Annotated in this window: 23 protein-coding genes; 7 read left to right on the forward strand and 16 right to left on the reverse strand. The window is 37.1% G+C overall.

The window, feature by feature from the left end:
• Positions 1-81: 81 nt before the first annotated feature.
• Positions 82-936, reverse strand: coding sequence for a hypothetical protein (locus tag AC07WY_RS03600; RefSeq protein ID WP_262085837.1), 855 nt, complete (start codon positions 934-936; stop codon positions 82-84).
• A 155-nt stretch (positions 937-1091) separates the two neighbouring features.
• Between AC07WY_RS03600 and AC07WY_RS03605 the strand changes: the two genes are divergently transcribed.
• Together AC07WY_RS03605 and AC07WY_RS03610 are read left to right on the forward strand one after the other, a co-directional pair.
• Positions 1092-2495, forward strand: a complete 1404-nt coding sequence (locus AC07WY_RS03605) for an aminotransferase-like domain-containing protein (protein WP_004721084.1) — start codon at positions 1092-1094, stop codon at positions 2493-2495.
• Between the two features lie 129 nt (positions 2496-2624).
• Entirely contained in the window at positions 2625-2783 is a 159-nt protein-coding gene (locus tag AC07WY_RS03610; RefSeq protein WP_004721086.1) for a hypothetical protein, read from the forward strand.
• A gap of 42 nt (positions 2784-2825) precedes the next feature.
• Here AC07WY_RS03610 and AC07WY_RS03615 read toward each other — a convergent pair whose 3' ends face one another.
• From AC07WY_RS03615 to AC07WY_RS03650, 8 genes are all read right to left on the reverse strand, one after another.
• Positions 2826-3605 (reverse strand): Rossmann-like and DUF2520 domain-containing protein, encoded by a 780-nt coding sequence (locus tag AC07WY_RS03615; protein ID WP_494735727.1) that lies wholly within the window; start codon positions 3603-3605, stop codon positions 2826-2828.
• A gap of 88 nt (positions 3606-3693) precedes the next feature.
• Positions 3694-4728: a lysozyme inhibitor LprI family protein gene (locus AC07WY_RS03620; protein WP_262085834.1), complete on the reverse strand. Its 1035-nt coding sequence runs from the start codon at positions 4726-4728 to the stop codon at positions 3694-3696.
• A 144-nt stretch (positions 4729-4872) separates the two neighbouring features.
• The gene (locus AC07WY_RS03625) at positions 4873-6423 is read right to left on the reverse strand and encodes an OmpA family protein (RefSeq protein ID WP_494735728.1); all 1551 of its coding nucleotides are present in this window, start codon (positions 6421-6423) and stop codon (positions 4873-4875) included.
• A gap of 193 nt (positions 6424-6616) precedes the next feature.
• Entirely contained in the window at positions 6617-7852 is a 1236-nt protein-coding gene (locus AC07WY_RS03630) for a dihydroorotase (protein ID WP_494735729.1), read from the reverse strand.
• A gap of 17 nt (positions 7853-7869) precedes the next feature.
• Entirely contained in the window at positions 7870-8886 is a 1017-nt protein-coding gene (locus AC07WY_RS03635; RefSeq protein ID WP_494735730.1) for an aspartate carbamoyltransferase catalytic subunit, read from the reverse strand.
• Between the two features lie 94 nt (positions 8887-8980).
• Positions 8981-9574: a hypothetical protein gene (locus AC07WY_RS03640; protein ID WP_494735731.1), complete on the reverse strand. Its 594-nt coding sequence runs from the start codon at positions 9572-9574 to the stop codon at positions 8981-8983.
• Between the two features lie 111 nt (positions 9575-9685).
• Positions 9686-10045 carry a hypothetical protein gene (locus tag AC07WY_RS03645; RefSeq protein ID WP_004820990.1) on the reverse strand — a complete coding sequence of 120 codons (360 nt, stop codon included), beginning with the start codon at positions 10043-10045 and terminating at the stop codon, positions 9686-9688.
• A 788-nt stretch (positions 10046-10833) separates the two neighbouring features.
• The gene (locus AC07WY_RS03650; protein WP_262085828.1) at positions 10834-11445 is read right to left on the reverse strand and encodes a LysE family translocator; all 612 of its coding nucleotides are present in this window, start codon (positions 11443-11445) and stop codon (positions 10834-10836) included.
• A gap of 189 nt (positions 11446-11634) precedes the next feature.
• Between AC07WY_RS03650 and rlmKL the strand changes: the two genes are divergently transcribed.
• The gene (gene rlmKL, locus AC07WY_RS03655; RefSeq protein ID WP_004721106.1) at positions 11635-13839 is read left to right on the forward strand and encodes a bifunctional 23S rRNA (guanine(2069)-N(7))-methyltransferase RlmK/23S rRNA (guanine(2445)-N(2))-methyltransferase RlmL; all 2205 of its coding nucleotides are present in this window, start codon (positions 11635-11637) and stop codon (positions 13837-13839) included.
• A gap of 18 nt (positions 13840-13857) precedes the next feature.
• On the opposite strand, the gene AC07WY_RS03660 is transcribed toward rlmKL, so the two are convergent.
• Positions 13858-14322: a hypothetical protein gene (locus tag AC07WY_RS03660; RefSeq protein ID WP_262085827.1), complete on the reverse strand. Its 465-nt coding sequence runs from the start codon at positions 14320-14322 to the stop codon at positions 13858-13860.
• A gap of 506 nt (positions 14323-14828) precedes the next feature.
• A complete protein-coding gene (gene clpB, locus AC07WY_RS03665) occupies positions 14829-17408 on the reverse strand; it encodes an ATP-dependent chaperone ClpB (RefSeq protein ID WP_494735732.1) in 2580 nt (859 codons plus the stop codon).
• 267 nt (positions 17409-17675) lie between these two features.
• On the opposite strand from clpB, the gene AC07WY_RS03670 reads away from it, so the two are divergent.
• Positions 17676-18821 (forward strand): hypothetical protein, encoded by a 1146-nt coding sequence (locus AC07WY_RS03670; RefSeq protein ID WP_494735733.1) that lies wholly within the window; start codon positions 17676-17678, stop codon positions 18819-18821.
• Positions 18822-18880: 59 nt separating this feature from the next.
• Here AC07WY_RS03670 and epsC read toward each other — a convergent pair whose 3' ends face one another.
• A complete protein-coding gene (epsC, locus tag AC07WY_RS03675) occupies positions 18881-19789 on the reverse strand; it encodes a serine O-acetyltransferase EpsC (protein WP_004820985.1) in 909 nt (302 codons plus the stop codon).
• 605 nt (positions 19790-20394) lie between these two features.
• Here epsC and AC07WY_RS03680 point away from each other — a divergent pair.
• From AC07WY_RS03680 to AC07WY_RS03690, 3 genes are all read left to right on the forward strand, one after another.
• Positions 20395-20883 carry a rhodanese-like domain-containing protein gene (locus tag AC07WY_RS03680; RefSeq protein WP_209826320.1) on the forward strand — a complete coding sequence of 163 codons (489 nt, stop codon included), beginning with the start codon at positions 20395-20397 and terminating at the stop codon, positions 20881-20883.
• 209 nt (positions 20884-21092) lie between these two features.
• Positions 21093-22025 (forward strand): family 2A encapsulin nanocompartment shell protein, encoded by a 933-nt coding sequence (locus AC07WY_RS03685; RefSeq protein ID WP_004721119.1) that lies wholly within the window; start codon positions 21093-21095, stop codon positions 22023-22025.
• Entirely contained in the window at positions 22000-23967 is a 1968-nt protein-coding gene (locus AC07WY_RS03690) for a family 2A encapsulin nanocompartment cargo protein cysteine desulfurase (protein WP_494735734.1), read from the forward strand. The genes AC07WY_RS03685 and AC07WY_RS03690 overlap by 26 nt, the downstream gene beginning before the upstream one ends.
• Positions 23968-24279: 312 nt before the next feature.
• Here AC07WY_RS03690 and AC07WY_RS03695 read toward each other — a convergent pair whose 3' ends face one another.
• The 4 genes from AC07WY_RS03695 to AC07WY_RS03710 all read right to left on the reverse strand — a co-directional run bounded on the left by AC07WY_RS03695 (position 24280) and on the right by AC07WY_RS03710 (position 26244).
• Positions 24280-24741, reverse strand: coding sequence for a hypothetical protein (locus tag AC07WY_RS03695; protein WP_494735735.1), 462 nt, complete (start codon positions 24739-24741; stop codon positions 24280-24282).
• A 33-nt stretch (positions 24742-24774) separates the two neighbouring features.
• On the reverse strand, positions 24775-25233 hold the full coding sequence (locus AC07WY_RS03700; RefSeq protein ID WP_494735736.1) for a hypothetical protein: 459 nt from the start codon (positions 25231-25233) through the stop codon (positions 24775-24777).
• Between the two features lie 110 nt (positions 25234-25343).
• A complete protein-coding gene (locus AC07WY_RS03705; protein WP_494735737.1) occupies positions 25344-25811 on the reverse strand; it encodes a hypothetical protein in 468 nt (155 codons plus the stop codon).
• A gap of 1 nt (position 25812) precedes the next feature.
• A complete protein-coding gene (locus AC07WY_RS03710; RefSeq protein ID WP_494735738.1) occupies positions 25813-26244 on the reverse strand; it encodes a hypothetical protein in 432 nt (143 codons plus the stop codon).
• Positions 26245-26375 lie beyond the last annotated feature (131 nt).

Genomic DNA, 26375 nt, shown 5'->3' on the forward strand with positions numbered 1-26375 from the left:
AAGTATTCACGGCTCATGTTGTATCTTTATACAATACATAAAGCACTTCAATAAAGCGTTGTGTATGCAAATACTTAGCATCTAAGCTTGCAAACTTGACACAGATTTGAATTTTGGACTAAACACATTGTTTTGTAATCGTGTCTGCATATATTCAGCATAAACCGATAGTTTTTCATAAATATGTTCAGAATAAAACATATCTTCGACTAGGTTTTGCGCTTGAGCTAGATCATAAAGACCTGATAAATTTAAAATTTTAGCATTCATTTCTGAAAATTTACGACATAAAGCCACATGAAAATCATCTTTATATTTAAACAAAAGCTTCTGCATGTTTAATTTATGATCATGATGATCTAATTGCAGATTTTGATCATCTTGATCATTTTCGGGGTTTACCAAGAAAATTCGAACCTTAAAAAAACATTCTATTTCAAACAAATAATCTGGATTGATCGGTTGATCTGTAATTAGAAAGATACGATCAACTTCTGCTTGAGTCAGTGCTTTGAATAACTGAAAATAAACAAATTCCTGTGCATCCCATGTTTGATCTTGTAGATCTAAAAATAACTTTAAACTTTCTAGAACGACATCATCCTTGGTCAAGTTCATGGTTTTTTCAACCTGATAATAAGGTTTTAAAATATCTTGAACTTGTGCAGTCAAAAGCGTTGAGTAAAGCACTGTTTGATTTAAATTCGCCAAAATAAACGGTGAAAACAAATAAGCCAGACTTAAATGATTTGAAGCAATTGCAGATTGGATAATCGCTGTACTTTTCTTTTTTGAAAATTCACGTAAGACTTTGGCACGCAATAATGTTGCTTCTAGATTTACAAATCTTTGATTGAGTTGCTCTATCACATTTTCAGAGCAATCATGCTCACATAAAACTTGTGTGAGCACATTCAACTGAGTCGTCACAAACATATCCCTGCCTCATTCTATACTGCATCGCGTGCGAGTATTTTGGAAAGAAATCAAAAAGAAATATAGCCACAAAATTTTAGAAAAAATATATAACAGATAGAGCTGTAATGATTGCTTCTGTTATAGTTATTTTAAATACCCACTTGCATTGACCTATGTATAAATCTGAACAACTGGCCCATAGCCTAAAATTATTGATTGAAAATGGGACGTGGAAAGCACATGAAAAGTTACCCTCACTACGTCAACAGGTTGAACAATCAGGTTTAAGTCTGATTACGGTTATGAATGCTTATCAAGAGCTCGAAGCGCAAGGTCTGATTTATTCAAAAGAAAAGTCAGGGTATTTTGTTGTAGAACAAAGCTCAGATCACCCCACCACATTACATGTGATTAATGAAACAGTTGAAATTAACTCCGTTGTTTTCAAATATTTAAAATCAACCCAGTCTGAACACATTATCCCTTTAGGTTCTGCCTTTCCTAATAGCCAATTGCTCTACTCTGCTAAACTGATACAAACGCTTGGACAACTTGCTCGACAACGGCGTAGCTATGAACAAACACCCAGTCTACCACCCGGAAATTATCAACTGAGAAAAATTATTGCTCAAAAATATGCTATGCAAGGCATCCCCACGGATCCATCTGATATTGTGATTACGTCTGGAGGTTTAGATGCATTAAATCTTTCATTGCAAGCACTTACACAAGCTGGGGACTATATTTTATTACAGCAGACGATTTTTTATGGGGCATGGCAAGCGGCTGAACGACTTGGATTAAAAGTAATTACCATCCCAGAACATCCTGAACATGGTATTGATTTAGACGCATTCGAACAGGCAATTTTAAAATATCCAATTAAAGTATGTTTGATGATGTTAAACGGTCAGAATCCTATTGGCTTTACCGTGAGTGATGAAATTAAATTAAAATTGGCAAAGTTACTCAACCAATATCAGATTTATTTGATTGAAGATGATGTCTATGAAGAACTTTACTATGATCAGAAAAAACCCCTCTCGATGAAGTATTTTGATCAACAAAATTGGGTACTACATTGTTCTTCTTTTTCCAAAACATTAGGTGCAGGTTTTCGTATCGGTTGGGTCTATGCAGGTAAATTCTCTGAACATATTCAGCACACTCAACTTATGAGTACCCTTTCAGTCAACTCATTTATCCAAAATGCTTTGGTTGAATATCTTTCCCATCGTCATTATGAAAAACATTTAAAAACTTTACGATCCACCTTACAACGCTATAAAAAACAATATTTTAATTATTTAAAAACTCATTTACCTGAACAATGTCATGTCAATTATTATCCTTCAGGGTATTTTTTATGGATTGAATTACCTGAACAAGTCGATAGTAATGAGATCTATCAGCACATGTTAGAACACGGTGTCAGTGTCGCGCCGAGCAGCTTATTTAATATTAGTAATCAACAAAATCACTTTATTCGGATGAATTGTTCATTTGAAATGAATGAAAAGATTCAAAATGCATTAAACCAATTGATTTATATTATTGGTAAATCAGTGACGACATAAGCTGAATTTTTATAACAGATTCATCATTGCTTACTTATCTGTTATAGTTTTTTTCTAATTTTTTGTATCTACAGTGTGAACATGTTTCTATCCATAATGAACCTATATTAAGCAGAAAGAGATTTTGCGATGAATGATGACAAAAGCCCTAAAAAACCACAATATGCTGATAGCTCGATTTCAGACAAAGCCTTTAAACGCATGATCATCTGGTTTTTTATCTACTGTAGCCTGTTTTGTATTGGTGTTATTGTCACAATCGGTGCAGATCACGCTGCTTTAAACTAGATCTCAATTGATTTAAAAAGATACGATTCATAAAACACTCACTTAATCAAGTGAGTGTTTTTTCTGTATCTGTTGGCTTAAAAGTGTATAGGCATCTTTAAGATCTTCCCGCCCCATATCCTGTAACATGTGTTGATGCATATCTAAAATATTCACATCTCCACGTCTTGCAGGACCCGTCTGCATTGTTTCAGGATCATTTTGAGTGGCTTTTTTTGCTGTTTCCAAAATTAATGGATACAGTAAATTAAAATCGACCTGCTGTGCATCAACCACTTGTTTAGCCATGTCATAACAATAATTTGTAAAATTACAGGCAAATACTCCTGCCAGATGTAAGCTCAGCCGCTGCGCTGAATTATATGAATAAACCTGATTACTTAGACTATTTGCTAGCGTCGTTAAAATAGACAAATCCTCTTGCAAAGCCGTTTCAATAAACAACGGGGTATTCTGCCAATCCACTTCACGTTCAAAGCTAAAAGTCTGTAAGGGATAAAAAACCCCAGATTTTACATGGTGTTCAGTCAATATATTGAGATTGGTACTGCCAGAAGTATGAACAATCAAAACATCCGAAAGTTGTGAATGAATCGTTTGGATGACTTGAGCAATGGCCTGGTCACTTACCGCAATAATTAATAAATCAATTTCAGGTTCTATACAATGCACAGCATCAATAGCCTGAGCATTCACCTGCTGGGCTAAGCGTTGTGCATTGTTTAAATCACGACTATAAATCTGAACAATATGATGTTGTTTTGACAGTGCTTTTGCAAAATGTGTAGCAACACGACCTGAACCAACAATACTAATACGCATATCGACATCTAAAACTTTAAATATACTTACAGCATGCCAATAAAAAAGGGATGAATCAATTCATCCCTCTCAGATTATGATGATTACATCAATTTAATGCATTGTTTAAATAAATAATTCGCTCAGCGGTACGTTTATTAAAACACTTGGTATATTGCATCTCTTTATTTTGTTGAGACATCGCATCATCCCAATATTGACGTTGTTGCTGATAGGTTTCAATTTCACTGTCTGGAATATCACCAAAACTTTTCTGTGAAATGACTTTACAATCAACATCACGTTTTTCAAACCATTCTGTTTGATCTTGCTTAAATTGTGCTTTTTGTTCATCACTCAAACTGTCCCAAGTCTGGTTTAAACGATCAACTTGTTTAAGCTTTTCTTCATCTAGCTCTTTTTTACGGATGTCCATGGCTTTTTGTGCAAGTGCTGTTTGCTCTGCATTTTCAATTTGGTTGACCTGCTCACGTTCACGCATATCTTTATTTTCTTTCATATAGGCTGCGTATTGCACCGCTTTTACCGTAACAAAAGTTACCCCTTGGATAACTGCATCCTGATTAAGCACATCAAGGGTTAAACCATCTTTATCTGTTTTCACAACATTGTAATTAAACTTGCCTTTTAACTGATCATTGGCTAGTACCAATTTAGATTCACCAGCTTCGATATACTCACGTATACTGCGATAGCCATCACCTTCACATCCATCCTCACAATCTTGCCCAAATTCTGCATATGAATTTTCAGCACGCTGTTGTAAGCCTTTCGGGAATTGAACCACTAACTGACTTTCACATTCCAGTTGATTGGTTTTAGATGAGTCTTCAGTGATCGTACGAACATTCTTCACTTCAAACTTTAAAGCATTGTTAATTTTCTGAAGTAAGGCTTGGTCAGCTTCATAACCAGAATTTTTAATATTGTCTGCGACTTCACGCAAATACTCATCTTTCAAATATTTTTGAATTTGATTGATATTATCTTGATTGGTACAGCTCCACTCTGCAAGTTCAGCATTACCTTCATCTTTTTTCTTTTTGAAGTAATCACAGCCTGACAGCATCAAGGTACTAGAAATCGCAGCAATCATAAATAATGGGTTTAATGATTTATTCATTGTTTATCCGATCATATTTTTATGTGGGTCATTTAACCAAATAATTGAAGAATTTTCGAGTAAAAAATAAAAAGCTTCTGGATATTCAGAAGCTTTTTATACAATTTATGCCTGTTTTAGCACCGAACATACCACTTTAAAAGATTATTGTGTCGTTGCACCAAGTACTTCAAACTCAATACGACGGTTTTTAAATTGCCCTTCTTTGGTTGAATTATCTGCAATTGGATTGTCTTGACCATGTCCTTCGGCAGTTAACTGTGAGGTATGTACGCCCTTTTCAACCAAATATGCAACAACTGATTTTGCACGTTTTTCAGATAATTTTTTGTTTGAATCCGCATTCCCAACATTATCGGTATAACCTTTAACCACGAGTTTTGCATCTGGTAGTTGTTTTAACAAATTCGCAGCTTTATCCAAAATCGCTTTATTGGCGTCTGGAATTCCTGAAGAACCAGTCGCAAAATTAATTACCTGTAAATTCAATGCAGCTGCAATATCATTTACATTGGCTTTATCTGCCTGAATGCTTGACAGTGCTTGGTCTGCTTGTGAGTTACTTGTATCTACATTTGCAGCACTGCTTGTTGCAGCTGCATTTGCATCGGCTGTTTGCTCTACAGAAATATGTAGATTAGGAGCAATAACTTTTAACTCATCTGCTAATTTTTGTGCTTGTGCTAAATCTGAAGTTTGAATGGTAAGTTGATCACCGATCCAAGCCAGTGAAATGCTTGGAATGCCTTTAATTTTAGCCAACACCTGATCTACAGCATTTTGATCCGGCAAATCAGCCGCATAAGCACTGCTGGCTGTAAGTTGACAATGATCGGTTTGACCAAACACTGAGGCAATACTGGTTTTTAAACTGTCCAATAAAGATTGACTGCTCGATTGTGCCTGACAGCTCGCTAATTTACCTTCAGCATCTGTAGAAATTTGCAGTTCAGCGGCTTGCACATCAGCAACAGCTTGTGAAGCACCACTGCTTACTGGATCACCCCCTACTGGTGGTTTGCTACTGCATTGTTTAAATAACAATGCGGCCAATCCAGCAATCACCAACAAAGCAATAATTGGCAATAACCAATTGGATTTTTTAGGTTCATCTTGGATCGAATTTGTTGTGATTGTAGACGTATCAAGGGGTACTGGTGTTGGAGATACACTTTGTACAGGTATCGGTGCCACAGGTTCTACAGGCGGGATAACTGCCTCAGCAACAGGAGCAGCTTGCGTTGTGGCTGCGAAACTAAGACCGCCTACACTTAAGCCCAATGTAGCAAATAATCCTGTTGCCCAAGCTGGCAAAGCATCTTGAATATTGTTCCATTGCGCTTTGATAAAATCAAAAATTTCATGCTTACCATCTGAACCTGCTTGATCTGCAAGCAATGATAAAGTTGGAGCAATAGAGTGGTTTAATGTGCTTTCAATTTCTTGGGTTGGTGCATTGCCCGCAACCAGTCCTAAAAAATGCGCGACTGTTTCTGGTTGGTGACTGAAAATATCACCTAAGCGAGGATTTAGATTTTGTTGAAGTGTATTAATAAGTTCTGGTTTTGATTTTAAAACTGAGAGGAGAATGGGATAAAAGGCACTTAAAGCACCGATTTTTTCATCTTGAAACTGAAGATCACCTTGTAAAACTTTTGTGGTCACCCGTTCTTTTAGAAGCTCAATAATATTCATAATTTTGGACACTCCGATTTCATTGTTGTATTTGTCACATTAAAAATCATTTTATTGATCATTTTTTATTCTAGTGATTAAATTCTAATAGTTATAATAGCTTTTTGTAGCACAGCGTGTTCAATATCTATTTGAAAAGCCAGCTTATGCTGGCTTTTTGTTTCAATTTTTGCGCTTATGTAAATTTTACAGCTTAGGCAGTAAACGTTTGCAGTACTTTACCGACCATTTTTTGATTGATTAATGGCGTATTTTTTCCATGAGATAAAATACTGTCATTGCTAACAATCCATTCTAGGTCTGGATCAACCAAAGCCCAACCCGATTCTTTGACCCAACGATCCGTCATATTGGCCACTTTTGCAGGAGCAAGCGTAACTTTTTCAACCCATTCTAAAGGTTCAAACAAACCTTCACGAACCAATTGCACCCCAAAAGACACATAGGTATCAAATGCGCTAATACCGGGTAAAGTCTCAGCAAAAGGCGCTAATTTCGCAGAACCACTCAAAGGTTCATGATGGGTACAAATCGCATCAATCACACCGTCTTTGACGCCTTGGCGCAGTAATTCTTTGTCTTTTTCAGCACGTAATGGTGGGCGCACATGTGCCAAAGAATTAAAACCATCAATCAAGTGTTCTGTTAAATGCAATTGATGCATTGCAACATCTGCCGTCACAGGCAAACCTTTGTTTTTTGCAATTTTAATCAACTCTACAGATGCACCACTTGAAAGCAAACCAAAGTGCGCTTGGACACCTGTTGCTTCAATCATCAATAGGTATTTCGCAATAGCAACTGTTTCAGCCAGTGCTGGAATCATAGGTAGTCCCTGACGTGAGGCAATAAACCCCTCATGTACACAACCATCTTTTGCGATCTGGTGCTCTTCTGGATAAAACACTACGGTCATGTCTAAACCAGCCGCATATTCCAGAGTACGCAGAACCACATCATCATCTTTAAAAGTAGCATAGGCGTTTGAAACGGCAGTACAACCACCCTTTTTTAAACCTGCCATATTTGCGGGTTGTTTACCATTTAAACCTTGGGTTTGCGCACCAATCACTTGTAAATGAATACCACCATCTAACATGGCTTTTTCTACAAGTCCATGAATCAAAGCACCATTGTCTTGCACGATCGGCTTTGAATCAGGCGGGGTAAATACATGCAAAATACCATTTTCACGTGCCGCTTTACCTTCTGACTTCAAGGTACCATGCTGTTGCTGACCTGGCTCACGTAACCGTGCACACAAATCAACCATGGTCGGTATCAACCATTTGCCTTGTCCGTCAATGGTATCTACGACATTGGCAGATGATTCGACTATTTTTCCATGTTCAACATAAACCGTTTGTACAGTGTCAGTTTTTTTAATTGGGTCTAAGACACGTACATTTTCAATTTTTACACTACTCATGACTTTATCCTTAAACCTTAAACCACAATCGCTTCTAACAAACCTTTCTCTTGCAACTGACCTTGCATTGCCAAAGCCAAAACAGCCATTCGCACTGCAATACCATTGGTCACTTGATGCAAAATTACCGACTGTGCACCATCAGCAATACTAGAATCAATCTCTACACCACGATTCATCGGTCCCGGATGCATAACAATACAATCAGGTTTAGCCATGGCAAGACGATCTTTATTTAAACCATACATTTTGTAAAATTCAGCTTGTGATGACAAAGCTGGTGAATCAATACGTTCATTTTGAATACGTAAAGTAATGATCACGTCACAGTCTTTAATGCCTTCATCCATTTTATTGAACAAGCGAACACCTTCACCATACTCATCAAAACCACACGGAAGCAGAGTGTTTGGTGCAATTACACGAATATCTTTACAACCTAAAGTCTGTAACGCTGCGATATCTGAACGTGCCACACGCGAATGCTTAATATCACCAATAATCGCCAGACTAATGTCTTCAAAATTCTTTTTCGTTTCACGGCGAATGGTTAACATATCTAACATTGCTTGTGTGGGATGAGCATGACGCCCATCTCCAGCATTGATGATTGCAACGTGTGGACAAACTGTTTCAGCAATAAAATGTGCTGCGCCTGATGAAGAGTGGCGCACAACAAAAATATCTGCTGCCATCGCTTCGAGGTTCCATAGCGTATCGCGCAATGTTTCCCCTTTTGAAGTACTTGATCGTGCAATATCAATATTCAATACATTTGCAGATAACCGTTTTGCAGCCGCTTCAAAAGTAGTTCGTGTACGTGTCGAATTTTCAAAGAATAAGTTCATCACTGTACGACCTTCTAAAAGTGGTGTCGTTATCAGTTGATTTTGATCATTTATAAAGGAATGGGCTGTATCTAGAATTTTGGTGAGGGTTGCTTTAGAAAGACCTTCGATGGTCAGGAAATGCTTTAAGTTTCCGTCATTATTGAGTTGAATCTGACTCGGTGTATGCAATGCCGCCAAGTGCATGAGAGATTCCTTAGAGGTTAAGTTAACGTATTATACAGATTTTCTTTTTCTTTGGCAGTTGAAGTTTTGGACAAATAGTCATAAAAGTCAGCGATCAAATTTTAAATTTGATCTGCTTTAAGTCTGCAAGTTTGAGTGTTAAGTTTATCAATTTTTCTCGAAGTTGCTGAATCATATTGAGGTAGTCAATATCTGATTGATCTTTTAACAGCTCAATATAAGCATCTATTCGCAGCAAGGCTTGATTACGCCATTTAAGTAATTCTGCTATTGGATGGTACTTTTGTGAATCAAAATCATGCAATTGATATTCCGATATTTGTATATTGGTTAATGTCACATCATATTCTTTTACACGTTTTAAGCACTTTAAGGTATCTTCTAAACGAAAGCGGATCTCGTGTTCACAAAGAAATTTTAAATGTGGCAAATCCTGTTGAGCAGCAAAATATTGTGCTAATGGCAGAGTAAAATCCTCATAAGGATACCAACGCCCATGTGCACAGGAGATTAATTCTTTATATTTTTTCTGTTCAATCCACAGTTTAAACACAGCAACCTTTGCCTGATGATAATGACTTAATCGTAGCTCAGTTTGTTGTGCCGACTCATCAGCCGTACCCACGTAAATCATTTGGTGGTTTTTTAAATATTTGCTAATTTCTGCATTGAATTTCGTATAACTCAAGTGATTGTCTCACAGCTTATCCTCAGCTTAAAAATACTATAAATGAGTTTTTATTTTAATCACACTGTATCAATTAAGCTCTAACGCTATAGTTAGAGCTTATTGCCCGACTTATCTCAATGCACCAATATAGTGATGTGAAACTTGCGCTCGATAAATTTCTTCTTCTGTTGCACCAGAAACATATGCTTCCTCGCTTTGTTCGACTTGCGTTGTCGTTACTGTATTCACAGAGGAAGCTGGTTGTTCCTGTTCTAATAAATGCTGTAAGCGCAAGGCATGACGATTTAATTCTGGATCTTGAGTCGCCAATGACATATCAATCACATACTGTGCATAGCTTTTATTATCCACTAAATACATCACATCAATCACACGTCCTGTCACACGTCTTAATCGCGTTAAGATTAATGCCCCAATGGAAAACGCATCTGCATGTGCAATAAATCTGCTGTTGTTAAGATCTTGCATAGAAATCCCCGTATTTATTAATTCATTAAAAATTCAATTAAATTTCTGAGCCAATACGATGGATAATTAAGCAAATTGTGTACCAAAATCACGCCATAAAATGAATTAATAATGCATACACATTATTCTCTATTTAAAAGTTTACCGACTAGAACTCGACCCACACATTGCGGACCTTCAAATAGATCTAGAAATTGTCCCGTATGCACTTTGCGCTCATCATGAACTATATTCAACCTGTCAAAAAACTCAGGCACAAGAATATAATTTCTCTTAATCAATATTTTAAATTAAATCAATTACATGAGAAAAATAAATTGTTTAATTCTAAAAATCTTGCAATGCCACATCTTATATTCAAAGTTTAAATAGCTTTGCGTAGGCGATGCCTCACTTTTCAGAGATGAAAAGTGACAAAAATCTTCCGTCGTGCGAGGGGTACGTCCTTTACCCCCGCCCAACGGCGACATCCCTGTCGCCCCACTATAGGATCACCATCTATGATTCAAAAATACAAAAATGAATTGATAACCAAGAGTTTCTAAAAGTTCATACAAAAACATAAGCTTCATTTATGATCAATGACTTGATGCAAATCAGTAATACTTCAAATATTTCAGAGCTTTGCTCAATGTTTCGATTTTTTTGCTTTTTAGTCATTTGACCTAGCCTATAAACTAAAGCATCATGATTATCAGCGACACTATTCTGTTCAATACATCAGTGCAATTGTAAAAATAAATCCATGTTTAAGCCTTACATTGAATGTAAGAAAGTTAAATCAAATTTTAATGATAAAAATAGCGCCAACACATTTCCAATGAAATCAAAATTAATAACACACCCATCACGATATTAAAAAGACGTGCTCGATTTCCTGTATTTAAAAAGCTTGCTAACTTTTCACCAGCAATCCCCCACAGTACTAAAGATAGATAACAGACAACAAAATAAATCGCTACAAAAACCAATAAAACAGCATGGATATGCCCCGTTGAAAATAGCCCTGTACCTGCCACTGCGGCAATCCATGCTTTAGGATTTAGCCATTGCATCAACGCACCTTGTATAAAGGTTGGTATTTTTGCTTCATCATGGGGTTGACTTGAGATAACGGTCCCTTTTGCACGTAGAATATTGAGCCCAATCCACAACAATAAAACTGTACCTAAAATCGTGATCACATCAAGAAGTACAGGATAGATCACAATCATTTGATACAAACCAAAACAGACTGATGCCAATAACAAGGTAAAACCAATGGTCGCCCCTGAAATAAATGCAAAAGTTGCTTTTACACCATAATTCATACTGCTGGTTAAAATGGTCAAATTCACAGGTCCCGGTGAAATCGACATAGACAGCGAAAAAATAAACATTGAAACAATAAGACTGAGCATTTTTTAAATTCGTTATTTGATCTTATCTACATATTGATATTTGAATATATTTCAAGCAAAAAACCCAAATTTTTAACTGAATTTGGTACTTTTTATAAAATTTCGGACTTAAAAGGCCATTCTATAAGTTTTCGTCATCAAAATACGCTAAAATACGCGATTGCTTTTTTAATGTCTTTGGAAATATTCATGAATTCGAAACCACGTCTTTCTACATATTGGGTTACCTGTGCAGATGGACTAGAAACCTTACTGCAAGAAGAAATTCAAGGTTTAGGGATTCAAGATATTGAAAAATTTCCTGGACGTTTAATCTTTAAAGGCAAACTCGAAGATGCATACCGTGTTTGTATGTGGTCACGTTTGGCTTCTCGTGTACTAACACCGATCCATGTTCATGAACTTGAATTTACCCATGACGCACGTGACGTTGCAGAAGAACTTTATGAAGGTGCGATCAATTTTGATTGGTCACTTATTTTTGCACCACAAAGTACTTTCGCAATTCGTCTTCACGTAGAACGTGATATTAAAGTCAATACACAGTTTGCGACTTTACGTGTTAAAGATGGTGTGGTTGATTCTTTCATGGAAGCTGTCGGTAAACGTCCAAGTATCGACATTAAACAGCCTGAAATTACCCTGTACGTGCTTGCTGGAAAAACTGAACATACCTATTGTTTAGATTTATCTGGAGATTCTTTACATAAGCGTGGCTATCGTCGTTTTATGACAGATGCCCCAATAAAAGAAAATCTAGCCGCCGCTATCCTACAAAAAGCACAGCTTAAACAACGCAATCCAGAAATAATTCTTGACCCAATGTGTGGTTCAGGAACCTTTATTATTGAATCATTGATGATTCTGACTGATCGTGCACCTGGTTTAGTGCGCCGTTTCGGCTTTAATGGCTGGAATGGACATGATCATGAGTTATGGATGTCGATTAAAGCTGAAGCAGCTGAACGTCATAAAGTTGCCTTAGAACAACCTTTACCTAAATTCTATGCCTATGATGCAGATTGGGAAGCAGTAAAAGCAACCAAACAAAATATTATTGCTGCTGGATTTGAGCAACAACTGGATCAAATTCAAATTGAAGAGCGTACTTTAGCAGATTGGCCTGATTTCCAAGCAGAAGGCAAAACTTCATTTATTGTCACCAATCCACCTTATGGTGAGCGTTTAGGGGAAAAAGCCTCTAACCGAGCTTTATATCTGGGTCTGTCAGCACTTCTACAAAAGAATTTCCCCAATCAGCATGCTGCCGTTATCGCAGCGGCTGTTGAACAAGCTGATGTATTGGCATTTAACAATCCACAAATCTTACGTTTAATGAATGGTAAATTGCCAATTTATATTCGTTTTGGTGATATTAAGCCAGCAGCTGTGGTTAAACCTTTCCTTGCAGATTGGCAACCTCAACAATTTGAAAAAATTGAAGGCGCAGAAGACTTTACCAATCGTTTGCAAAAAAATATGCAAGCTTTGAAAAAATGGGCTGTAAAAGAAGATATTTATTGTTTACGTCTCTATGATGCAGATTTACCAGACTTTAATGTCGCTGTAGATTTGTATGGTGATCGTTTACATGTTCAAGAATACGCACCACCAAAAACCATTGACCCTGAAAAAGCCAAAAAACGCTTTAACCTTGCTTTGGCTTCAATCCGTGCTGTAACAGGTTTAGGTCGTGATGCGATCTTTATCAAAACCCGTGCCCGTCAAGAAGGTAAAACTCAGTACGCAAAACAAAGCACAGCATCTAAACGTTTTATCGTACAAGAAGGTAAAGCCAAAATTTTAATCAACTTGACTGATTATTTGGATACTGGATTATTCCTAGATCACCGTCAAATGCGTCTACGTATTGCAGCTGAAGCTAAAGGAAAACATTTCCTGAACCTGTATAGTTATACCTCTACAGCAAGTCTACACGCTGCTTTAGGTGGTGCTGCAAGTACGACAAGTGTTGACTTATCCAATACTTACCTAAATTGGTCTAAAGAAAACTTTGTCTTAAATGGCTTAACGGTTGATCACCCAGATGAACAGCATCAATTCTTCTCAAGTGATTGTTTTGAATGGTTAAAAGAAGGTCATGAACAATATGACATGATTTTTATTGACCCACCAACCTTCTCAAATTCAAAGAAATTCTACGGTACTTTTGACGTGCAACGTGACCATATTTCTTTACTTAAACGTGCAATGAACCGTCTAACCACCGAGGGAACGTTGTATTTCTCAAATAACTACCGTGGTTTTGAGATGGATGAAGAAATCGATGCAATGTTTGATGTACAAGAGATCACCAATGAAACGATTGGCTTAGATTTCAAACGTAATCAAAAAATCCATAGAGCATGGAAAATTAAACACTTCCCTGTTTAATCATACTAGACCTCGGGCTTATTTATAAGCCACGGGGTCAATTTCATGTCCTATATAAAGTGTGACACGATCTTGAGTTGTTATTCTCACATCATGGCGTTGATATGGATTATAGCCAATCTCAATTATTCTATATTTTTCAAGTGGTTTTAAATATTTATCCCCAGGTTGATTTGGATCTGGGTCTTTTTTCTGCCACTCGAAATCAGTTAATACGGTAGAATAAATTTCATCTTTTTTAGCATCGTCTGACCTCTCCTGAGCAACTTGTTTATGCAGGTTATTTTGCTCTTCGACAGGTTGTTGTGCATTATCCTTGACAGCTTTAATAATAATGGGGGACAGTTTAACCACACCTACAGATTGCTCCGCAAGATCTTGATCATCTAATTTATCTGCCAATGCCTCTATCGAACTAAATGCCATCAAGAGAAAACCGAGTATTTTTAAATAATCAGATTTGTCCTTATCTTTGATCATCATGATCAACTTTTCCTTTCTTATTATTCCTCATTGAAAAACTATCAATTTTTGACCGTTTTTTCAATAAATTCATGAAAAACCCGATAATAGGTAAAACCTAAATAAACACGCATAAATATCTGATGATTAAAATAATACGATAAAAAGCCAAGGCTATGCCGATTGCTTCTTTTAAATGGTTTATAAATCTATACATCCCTATAGCTCTGGATGCTTGATTGGGGGAGTTAAACAGGCTTTAAACCTTTGTATTAATTCTGCGATATATAATGTTTTCGCTATAATGCAGAAATTATTAATCTGGCATCCTACTACTCAATCAACCTCAATTACCCTTCACAAGTGCTATCCATCAATATTACTTCCCCTTGCACCAATGCTTACACTTATGCAGAACGCAAAAGTCCTACTGATCGGAATCTGTAACACGCAAAAATATAAATGCGTATCCAATAAAAAAGCCAACCACCTTACGGTAGTTGGCTTCGGTTATACTGCTGGGTAAATTAACTTAATTTTAATTTACCAAAATCAAGTTGACCATTTTCAGCACTGATTAAGATGGTATCACCTGCTGCAAATTGACCAGCAAGGATTTGCTGAGCCAATGGATTTTCAACCTGTTGTTGAATTGCACGTTTAAGTGGACGCGCACCATATACAGGATCAAAACCAGCATCAATCAGAATATCAAAGGCCTGATCATCGACTTTCAATCCAATGTCGCGTTCAGATAAACGTGAACGTAAACGATCCAATTGAATATCCGCAATGCCACGAATTTGTGATTTTTTCAACGAGTGGAACACCACCAATTCATCGATACGGTTAATAAACTCAGGACGGAAATGTTGTGATACGGCATTCATCACCGTTAAACGAACATCTTCATCACTAGCACCTTCACCGAGTTCACGTACATCACTTGAACCTAAGTTCGATGTCATCACAATCACGGTATTTTTAAAGTCAATCACACGGCCTTGTGAGTCTGTTAATCGACCATCATCCAACACTTGCAATAAGATGTTGAATACATCTGGATGGGCTTTTTCAACTTCATCAAATAACACCACACTGTACGGTTTGCGGCGTACTGCTTCAGTTAAAACACCACCTTCTTCATAACCCACATAACCCGGAGGCGCACCCACCAAGCGACTCACCGAATGCTTTTCCATAAACTCTGACATATCGATACGAATAATCGCATCATCACTGTCAAATAAGAAGTTACCTAAAGCCTTGGTTAACTCAGTTTTACCCACCCCTGTTGGTCCAAGGAATAAGAACGAACCACTTGGACGATTTGGATCAGATAAGCCCGCACGTGAACGGCGAACTGCATTTGAAACAGCTACTACAGCTTCATCTTGTCCCACCACACGGTTGTGTAAGAAATCTTCCATATGAAGCAATTTCTCACGCTCGCCTTGTAGCATTTTTGACACAGGAATACCGGTTGCAGCACTAACCACTTCTGCAATTTCATTTTCAGTCACTTTGGTACGAATCAGTTTCGGCTCTTCATTGACTTCCGCAACCTCTTCTTCATTTAAGCGTTTTTGCAACTCTGGAATCACCCCATATTGCAAACGACTTGCTTCTGCCAAATCACCTTCACGTTGCGCTTTTTCAAATGCAGTACGTGCTTTATCAAGTTCGATTTGCGCCTGATTTGTACCATCGACTAAACGCTTTTCTGCAATCCAAATTTCTTCCAAATCACTATATTCTTTTTCAACATCTGCAATTTGTTTTTCCAAATGCTCAACTTCAGCTTTACTGACTGAATCTGCATCTTTTTTCACCGCTTCCAATTGCATTTTTAATTGGATTAAACGGCGGTCTAAACGGTCAAGTGGCTCAGGTTTTGAGTCAATTTCCATTTTGATACGTGATGCTGCTTCATCGATCAAATCAATCGCCTTATCTGGCAATTGACGGTCTGTAATATAGCGATGTGACATTTTCGCGGCTGCAATGATTGCAGAATCGAGAATTTGCACACCATGATGCGTTGCATATTTGTCTTTTAGACCACGTAAAATTGCAATGGTGTCTTCAACACTTGGTTCATCCACCAGAACTTTTTGGAAACGACGTTCCAAAGCTGCATCTTTTTCAATAAATTGGCGATACTCATCCAGTGTTGTTGCACCCACACAACGTAATTCACCACGTGCCAATGCAGGTTTTAACATATTACCTGCATCCATTGCGCCATCACCTTTACCCGCACCAACAAGCGTATGTAGCTCATCAATAAACAGGATGATTTCGCCATCAAATTTAGCTAAATCTTTGAGTACTGCTTTTAAACGTTCTTCAAACTCACCTCGGTATTTTGCACCAGCCAACAACGAGCCTAAGTCTAACGATAAAACACGTTTACCCTTTAAGCCTTCAGGTACCTCACCATTGATAATACGCTGTGCCAAACCTTCCACAATCGCTGTTTTACCGACACCCGGTTCACCAATCAATACAGGATTATTTTTAGTTCGACGTGACAACACTTGGATGGTACGACGAATTTCTTCATCACGGCCAATTACAGGGTCGAGTTTGCCTTCCGCAGCACGTGCCGTAAGATCTACAGTATATTTATTGAGTGAATCTCGCTGATCTTCATGGTTATTTGCCATAACTTGTTCGCCACCTCGAATATTTTCAATTGCTTTGCGTAGTTTGTCGGTTGTTACACCTACACTGGTTAACAATGTTTTGGTTGCACCTGTTTCAGCAAGTGCCAAGATCACCCAATCCGTAGATAAAAATTCATCTCCTGCTTTTTGAGCAAAACTGTCTGCCAAATTAAGCGCACGCACAGCTTCAGGATTTAAATTGATATCCCCAGTCGGTGTTCCAATTTTTGGCGCATCTGTTAAGGCTTTTTGCAGTTTTGTTTTTAACTCGGGTAGATTGGCGCCTGACTGTTGCAACAGGCTAAGATTGGATGGTTCTTCCAATAAAACAGAAAGAATATGAATACCCTCAATTGCGGTATTATCATTACCCATTGCCTGAGATTGTGCATCAGATAAGGCTTGCTGCAGGCGGTTCGTAAATTTTTCAAATCGCATTCTTGTTATTCCTCACAACAAATTTTGTACTTGAATAATAAATGGGAACGTTTTTTTCGATTTCAATAGCAATAGTGAATTAATTTATATATTTTTCAAAAGCTTACCAAAACACTTGGAATAGATTTCAGTATTAATATCTGTGCTGAAACGTTATTTTTCAAGTAAGCTGATGGAAAAATATAGAAGATTAGTTTTTTAAGCGTTTGTATTTTCAACGATATGCTTTTAGAGTAAGGAGTATTGAGAGATTTTAGTATAAGAACAATGTTGACTTTCGGTAAATCATTATCTGTATTAATTGCAGTATCTGCACTGTATGCCTGTGGCTACAAAGCGCCAAATAGTGAAGAATTTCCGCACCAACATATCCAGCAATTAACACCGAATATATCAGGCATAGAATTCACATGGTTTAAAACGTCTGATGATATGAATAGAAAAGCCATCAATGAAAATTTTATTGTCTACAATTGCCCTGAAAGTCATGTAAAACAAAATCCTGTAAAGAATTTTAAAATATGTACTTATGATCTAAATCATGATCAACAGATTCAGCCTCATTTCATTGCTGCGCAAACAAATCAATTGATCGATAAAATTGTCACCTTAAATCACAATCACTTTCTCATCACTATAAAAACCTTTCAATCTGGTGTGAATGATCCAATGCAAGCTTATTTGTTCAATGCACAGACACAAAATTCAACGGCCATGACTTCATTTTCCTATACCGCATTTGCTCAGACAATTTTAGAGCAAATGGTGCAAGAAAAAACATATCAAAAGAAAGTCTTAGAATATGGCACAACGGTTTATTTTGATCCTCAATATGTTTCAGCCAAAGCAGCCGCAGAAGCTCAAAAAGAACTTAAACAACAGCAGCAATCTGTAATCGAAAATTTCAAAGATATTTTTAGAAACAAGCCTGAACAACCAAAACGTGATTTTTCACCAGATGATTACCCAGCTCAACCTGCCGAACCTTTTAATTTAAAACTCATTCAACAGTTAAAGCTTTACCTACAACAGCACCAAGCAGAATGTTATTTAATTCTTGATCACGAAACACAGCTCTTAAAAACACCTCAAAGTTATCTCTATAGTCGCGATTTTTCCAAATTTCTGCCACAGTTGGAAGATGAGATAAGACTGCCTGAATGCAAAAAGCCAGTAGAGTTATCCACTGTAAATGCCAAATATCTAAAATATCAAAGTATTGATGATGTGCAAGGTTCAGGAAATCATTATATATTCTGGTTTACACCTATTGGCTATGACGTATTTGAAATCAAACAACATGGGCAAAATAAACAATTTAAGCTGCCCATTGACACTGCTTGGATATATCAAATCAGAAATAAACTGATCATCTCGGTTGATCAGACTTACTACATCATTCCACTTTCTTAATGAAGCATTTTAACCCAATAAAATTTTAAGCTAAGCTACTCATTAAGCTTTCAATACACTTACACTTCTGACTTGGTTGCAGAACTTTGAGAAACTGCACTATTTGCTGCAACACTTTGGGTAATCCATACATTTCCACCGATTACAGCACCCTGACCAATGGTAATACGCCCAAGAATAGTTGCACCTGCATAGATCACTACATTGTCTTCTACGATTGGGTGACGTGCATATTCTTTCTGTAAACGCCCAGAATCATCAATTTCAAAACGTTTAGCACCAAGCGTTACGGCTTGGTAAATCCGCACATTTTTACCAATAATACAGGTTTCACCAATCACCACACCTGTACCATGATCAATAAAGAAACCTTGATCGACTTGTGCGCCTGGGTGTATATCAATGCCAGTTTTTGAATGTGCAATCTCAGCAATTAAACGTGCCAACAGTGACAAGTCTTTTTTATAAAACTCATGTGCAATACGATGGTAAATAATTGCCAAAATACCCGGATAACACAATAAAACCTCATCGACACTTCGCGCTGCTGGATCACCATCATAGGCCGCAATCACATCTGTATCTAAAATACGGCGTAAATCTGGTAATTTTTGCGCAAATTCACTGACGATACTTTGTGCCAATACCTCAATCACATCGGCATTTTCGTTGTGCTTTTTATATTTATAATCATAGGTTAAATTAAGTTTGACTTGCTCCAATAATGAGTGCAAAGTTTTCTCAAGTGCATGTGCAATATAAAAATTTTCACTTTGTTGGCGTAGGTCAGGTGGCCCCAGTCGCATAGGGAACAAGATGCCACACAGATCATTCATGATTTTCTTAATTTCATCTTTTGAAGGTAATTCCCTACCGCCAAAGTCTTTTAAGCTTTTACGTTGAGTACGCCATTCATTTCGAGCTTGTTGTAGCTCATCCACAATATTGGGGATATTCCATTGGGTCATATATTTACCTACTGAAATGACTTTTCACAATCCATGCGCTTAACATGAAATTTTATTATTCACTTTGAATGAACAGGGTCTGTTGGCAATTCGTTTATGTTTGCGACGACGAGTATTTTTTAGGCGATCCGAGGCACGAAATACGAAATTTAGTCATCTAAATGAGTAGTTCGTAACGAAGTAGTGGCAAAAAACACTCTAGTCTCTCAACTACGCTTTAGACTGCAAACAAAGCAGTGCTTTGTTCTTACTCTCGGTTATCGTTAAAATTATCTCAGCCTACATTATAAAACGCAGAAATAAGCTGGCTATTCTCCTTATCCCATGCGTTACGACATATACGCCTCGTGCTCATTTTAACTTACAACGCAAACTATAATATGAAATGCTAGCAGACCCTTGATACTATTTTATTAGCAATCTTGTAGATAAACATTCTTCGTATAAAGATATCTTTAAAAATCATTTAAACCTTATTTCAAAATAAGAATAAGCAATTCAATTTTTATTAATTTATTGAATATATAAAATCATTATAGTTGTTATCAATACATCTGATACATGATGACTTAGACGTGATTTAAGTCTCAAAAAAGGCAATTGAAATGACGAGTTTAAATCAGCAACACTTTACCGAATTAACAACGGCTCAAATTGAAAATATCTTTGAACAAGCAAAACAACGTGTTGAAGATCATTATCTAGAATTTACTGGAACGATTTTACCTCATGAAGCATGGGCTTTGTTTAAAGCAGGACATGTGGTGATTGTCGACGTACGCACCAACGAAGAACGTAAATTTGTGGGTTATGTAGAAGATACCATTCATATTCCTTGGGCAACAGGAACTGCACTAAACCGCAATCCACGCTTTGCCAAAGAACTTGAAACTAAAATTGGAAAAGACAAGGTTATTCTTCTGCTTTGTCGCAGTGGTAAACGTTCCGCTGCTGCTGCAAATGTGGCTTTTAATGCGGGTTTTGAAAATATTTACAATATCGAACAAGGCTTTGAAGGCGACCTTGATGAAAATGATCATCGTGGTTCTTTCAATGGATGGCGTTTCCACAACTTACCTTGGCGTCAGGAATAAGGCTTTCGCTTTATTCCCCTTATGATTTTTATCAATCCTCGAAAATGGCAATAAAACGCACGCAATAAACCTCAAATTAATCCAATAAATATACAGCGCAATTAAACCCCAAGAGCAAAATTTTTACTTTATTGGAGAAGATAACAACAGCATTTTTAAATCAAACCAGTAATCAATAATTAATTTCCAATACCACCAAGGATTAAAACATGGCTAAGAACCAAGAAGTCACACGCCAAGCATTGAATGATCAAGCAGCTCGTCAACTTGCCAATGCGACAAAAACAGTACCGCAACTCTCCACCATTACACCACGTTGGCTAACACATTTATTGCAATGGACCCCTGTTGAAGCGGGTATTTACCGTGTCAACAAAGTCAGCAATACCGATGACATTCAGGTGGCGTGTACACAACGTGATGAAGCAACACTTCCACAAACTTTTGTCGATTATGAAGTTAATCCACGTGAATATTTTTTAAATGGTGTTTCCACAGTTCTGGATATTCATACCCGTGTTTCTGACTTATATAGTAGTCCTCATGATCAAATCAAAGAACAGTTACGCTTAACCATCGAGACCATTAAAGAACGTCAAGAAAGTGAATTGATCAATAATCCTGAATATGGCTTGTTGGCAAGTGTTGCAGATGAGCAACGTATTTCCACTTTGACGGGTGCACCTACACCAGATGATTTTGATGATTTATTGCGCAAAGTTTGGAAAGAACCGGGCTTCTTCTTAGCACATCCCGATGCGATTGCGGCATTTGGACGTGAATGTACCCGTCGTGGTGTTCCACCACCAACCGTAAGCCTATTTGGTTCACAGTTCATCACTTGGCGCGGTATTCCACTGATTCCTTCAAATAAAATTCCAGTTGAAGACGGCAAAACTAAAATCATCCTGTTACGCGTTGGTGAAAAGCGTCAAGGTGTTGTTGGCTTATTTCAACCCGGTCTTGCAGGTGAACAGGCACCAGGCCTATCTGTACGCTTTATGGGCATCAATCGTAATGCAATCGCCTCTTACTTAATCTCCTTATATTGTTCTCTTGCTGTGTTGACAGATGATGCACTCGCTGTGCTCGAAGATGTGGAGGTAGACAAGTACCATGACTATCCAACAACTTACAAGTAATCAATCTACTCCAGATATTTCTTCTGATCATATTGCTGATGCACCCATCAGTGAATCTGTCCTTGCACAATTGGCTGCTGAATTTTTTTCGGCTTTACCCAAACAAAACCCACAAGGTTTTAACTTTGATCTACCCGATCAACGATCTCAAGGTATTAGTCATCAACCACAGCCTAAAGACCCAATTACTGCTTTGTCTGGGCGTATACCTGCCATTGTGCAACAGGCAAATTTAAATCCAGATTCTACACATCACTATGTAGAACCGACCGCCGACCATCCTGAGCGTAGAATTCTATCTTCCTCGCCCATTGTTGGGGGTGCAAATACTCCTGATCCACTTGCGGTCGGACAAAAGCTAGATTTGTCTTTGAATCCTACACCAATCACACAACACACTGCACCATCAAACCTAACAACGATTGCGCCACATCAAGCGCAATCGAGTTATTACTTTTTGGATCTGCCTCACCCTGAAGTTGCCAGTGCCCAAACAGTAAATACCAATACTGCTCAAACTGATGTGCTTAAAAATCCATATGCTTTTGATGATTATCATGTGACTGATGACCAGCAATTAAAAAGTGTATTACAAGATCGTAACGACAAACCTGCAACCGCAGCATCTGGTTATTATTTTCTTCAATCACCTACCATTGAAACTGCTCGTCCGCATTCAGATGTGCAAATACCAGCGAATGCTCAGAACTATCAACCCATTGATATTTTGCAAATCCGTCGGGATTTTCCCATCCTACAAGAACGTGTAAATGGTAAGCAATTGGTTTGGTTGGATAATGCAGCCACCACCCATAAACCTCAGGCGGTCATCGATCGAATTTCATATTTCTATCAACATGAAAATTCGAATATTCACCGTGCAGCACATGAACTTGCAGCACGGGCCAGTGATGCTTATGAGCATGCACGTGATGTTGTGGCTCGCTTTATTGGGGCCGCTTCAGCAAAAAATATCGTCTTTGTTCGAGGTACAACAGAAGGCATTAACTTAATCGCAAAATCGTGGGGTAAACAGAATATTCAAGCGGGAGACGAAATTATTGTGTCCCATCTTGAGCATCATGCCAATATTGTGCCTTGGTACCAACTCAGTAAAGAAACTGGAGCAAAACTCCGTGTAATTCCTGTAGATGATACTGGTCAGATTCAGATTGAAGAGTTTGTAAAATTGCTCAATCCTAGAACCAAGCTGGTTTCAATTACACAGGTTTCTAATGCCTTGGGTACTGTAACGCCTACTCAAGAAATTATTGCATTGGCGCATGCAGCAGGTGTGCGAGTTTTGATTGATGGTGCTCAGTCTGTTTCGCACATGCCCACCAATGTTACTGCCTTAGATGCCGATTTCTTTGTGTTTTCTGGGCATAAAGTTTTTGGCCCAACAGGTATTGGCGCTGTCTATGCCAAGTCTGAATTACTTGATAGCATGCCTGTATGGGAAGGCGGCGGGAATATGATTCAGGATGTGACGTTTGAGAATGTGGTCTATCAACCTGCACCAAATAAATTTGAAGCAGGTACGGGGAATATTGCAGATGCTGTTGGCTTAGGTGCTGCTTTAGAATACGTAGAAAGTATTGGAATCCATAACATTGCACGTTATGAACATGACTTGCTTGAATATGGTCAACATGCACTACAAAGCGTTTCTGGACTACGCCTGATTGGTACTGCATTAAATAAAGCCAGTGTGATGTCTTTTACACTGGCAGGCTATGAAACGGAAGAGGTCGGGAAAGTACTCAACCAATATGGTATCGCCGTGCGTACTGGGCATCATTGTGCTCAACCGATCTTACGCCGTTTCGGTGTTGAACGTACGGTACGCCCTTCTCTTGCGTTTTATAATACCACTGAGGAAATTGATTTATTGGTTTCAGTATTGCATCAACTGCGCCGTGCTAAACCTTATAAATCTTAATTTTAAACTTTAGCTTTTAAAGCTTAGTTTTCAAAGGCTTTATTGATCGATCATAATCACATGCTTAATTAATTAGGCATGCGATTTTTCGAGGTGGTGATTGTATAATCTATTTTTGAATGGAGTCTGTAATTCATCCAATGACTAAAAATATCCTCTCAATTCGATAAAACACTACACTCCAACAAACTAATTAAGTCGCTAATTAGCTTAAATCAGATTGATTTACCATTATTTTTATCAACCTATTTTTGCAACATTTTTAAGACTATATTACTCATAACTTTAAAATAAATATATCGGCTGTACCTGTTAGTAAGGACAGTAATTTTTAACGGATGTATTTTTGCCAAAATTTTTACTAATATGCTGGCTCCATATAGCACGCTTTTTATCTAGCCACTGCAATGCTTCAATATCAGCTAAAGAGGGTTTTGGAGCAAATGGTTTGTAATCTGTCACAAATTTCCCCATCCAACAATAACCAAAAAAATTCTTAGGATCCGTATGGTCTTCTACAACATACTTTTCAGGAAATTGTTGTTCATACGCATACATTGAAAACAGTTTTGCTAATGAGGATTTATATATTGCATCAGAAACCACATTTTCTTTGGTTACATCAGCAGCTCGATATACTGGAATATCGTAGCTAATAAACACTTCACTTGTTTCAATATATTTTTGTACAAAGTCCACTTCTGACTTATTTGCAGAACAACCCAGAGTAATAAAAGGTAGTAAAGCAAAGAGAGTTAATTGTCTAAAAATCATATTATTCTATTCATCATATCTTGGGATTAAATATTAGTAGGGACAGTAATTTTTAACAGACGTATCATTCCCAAATTTTTTACTAATATGCTGAGCCCATATAGCGCGCTTTTTATCCAGCCATTGCAATGTTTCAACATCTACTAAAGAAGGCTTGGGGGCAAAGGATTTATAATCATTGATGAATTTTCCCATCCAACAATAGCCAAAGAAGTTTTCAGACATCATCTGGTCTTCCAGATTGTAAATAGGGAATAGCTCTTTCTCATAACTTTCTAAAAAATAAAGCTTAGCTAATGATGATTTATAAATTGCGTCAGCCATCGCATTTTTCTTAGTCGTGTCAGCTAACCTATAAATAGGTGTATCAATATTGATAAATACATCACTTGTTTCTACGTATTTTTGAATGTCTTTTTTTGTTATTTCATTAGCAGAACATCCTATCGATACCATTGGTATTAATATTAGAATTAAAAATTTAAATTTCATAATTACCTACTCCCTTATATTAAGATGGTTATTTTCATTGATCTAATTTTAGATCATTTCTAAAATTAGATTACTCATAACTTTGAAGTAAATTATGTAAGCAGTACCTGTTAGTAAGGACAGTAATCTTTCAAGCTAACAAATCTTGGATCAGCATAATTCTTTTGAATGATAGCCTTCCATTTAATACGCTTATCTTCCAGCCATTTAAGCGTCTTTAAATCTTCCTGATTTGTAGTGGGTCTAATCTTGCTATAATCAGATACAAACTTCCCTATCCAACAATAGTCGGAAATTAAGCTAGGCAATGCATCATTTTCTATTTTTCCATTGAAAAGACTTTGTTCTTCATAAGCTTTTAAAATAGACACTTTCATTAATGCTGAATCATAAATAGCATCAGATACTTCACTCTTGATTTTTTTATCTATTACCTTATAAATTGTTGTATCCAAAGAGAAATAAGCACTTGAAGATTCAAATGATTGCTTTAATTCCTTACTGTCTAATTCAGTAGCATTAGAACAAGCACTTAAACTAACAGAGATAAAGCAAATAAAAAGTATTCTTTTTTTCATTTTAATACCTATTTGGTGGAAATGGGGTGAGAGGACCTTCCCCTCTATAGGTTCTGTCATCTGTTAATTGTTTGACCATTCCTGCATGATAGTCTTGTTTAAAAATTCTATTAAAAGTTTGTCTATTAATATATAAAGGGCAATAATTATTACGAGCCAACGCCCTTGTATTTAAGAGAACTTGCTTAATATCCATGGCATTTTTGATTCCCAAAATAAGCATAACATCTGTAGGTGAAAAGCCAGTTTTCACTTTTAGACTAAATGCTGTTTTTTCAAATTCATGAATAATCTGAAAAGCTTCTTTTTGAGCATGTTTTTTAACGTACCGGCTGAATTTTATATACATTTGAGTATTAAATGAGAGCTTGCTAAGCATGCCATCACCTAATTTATTAATATCATATTCTAGTCCAAAACGTACAGCTAACAAAACTTCAAGTTTATTAGTAAGTTCGGCCTGTGACCAATACCAACTATCAAAAAGAAATTATATGGTGCTGCCTTGTAATAATTATCAACTTTTAAAATTGGGTTACAAGTTAAAGAATTATACTTACATAG

This window comes from Acinetobacter sp. GW821-FHT01C12 (assembly GCF_059422625.1).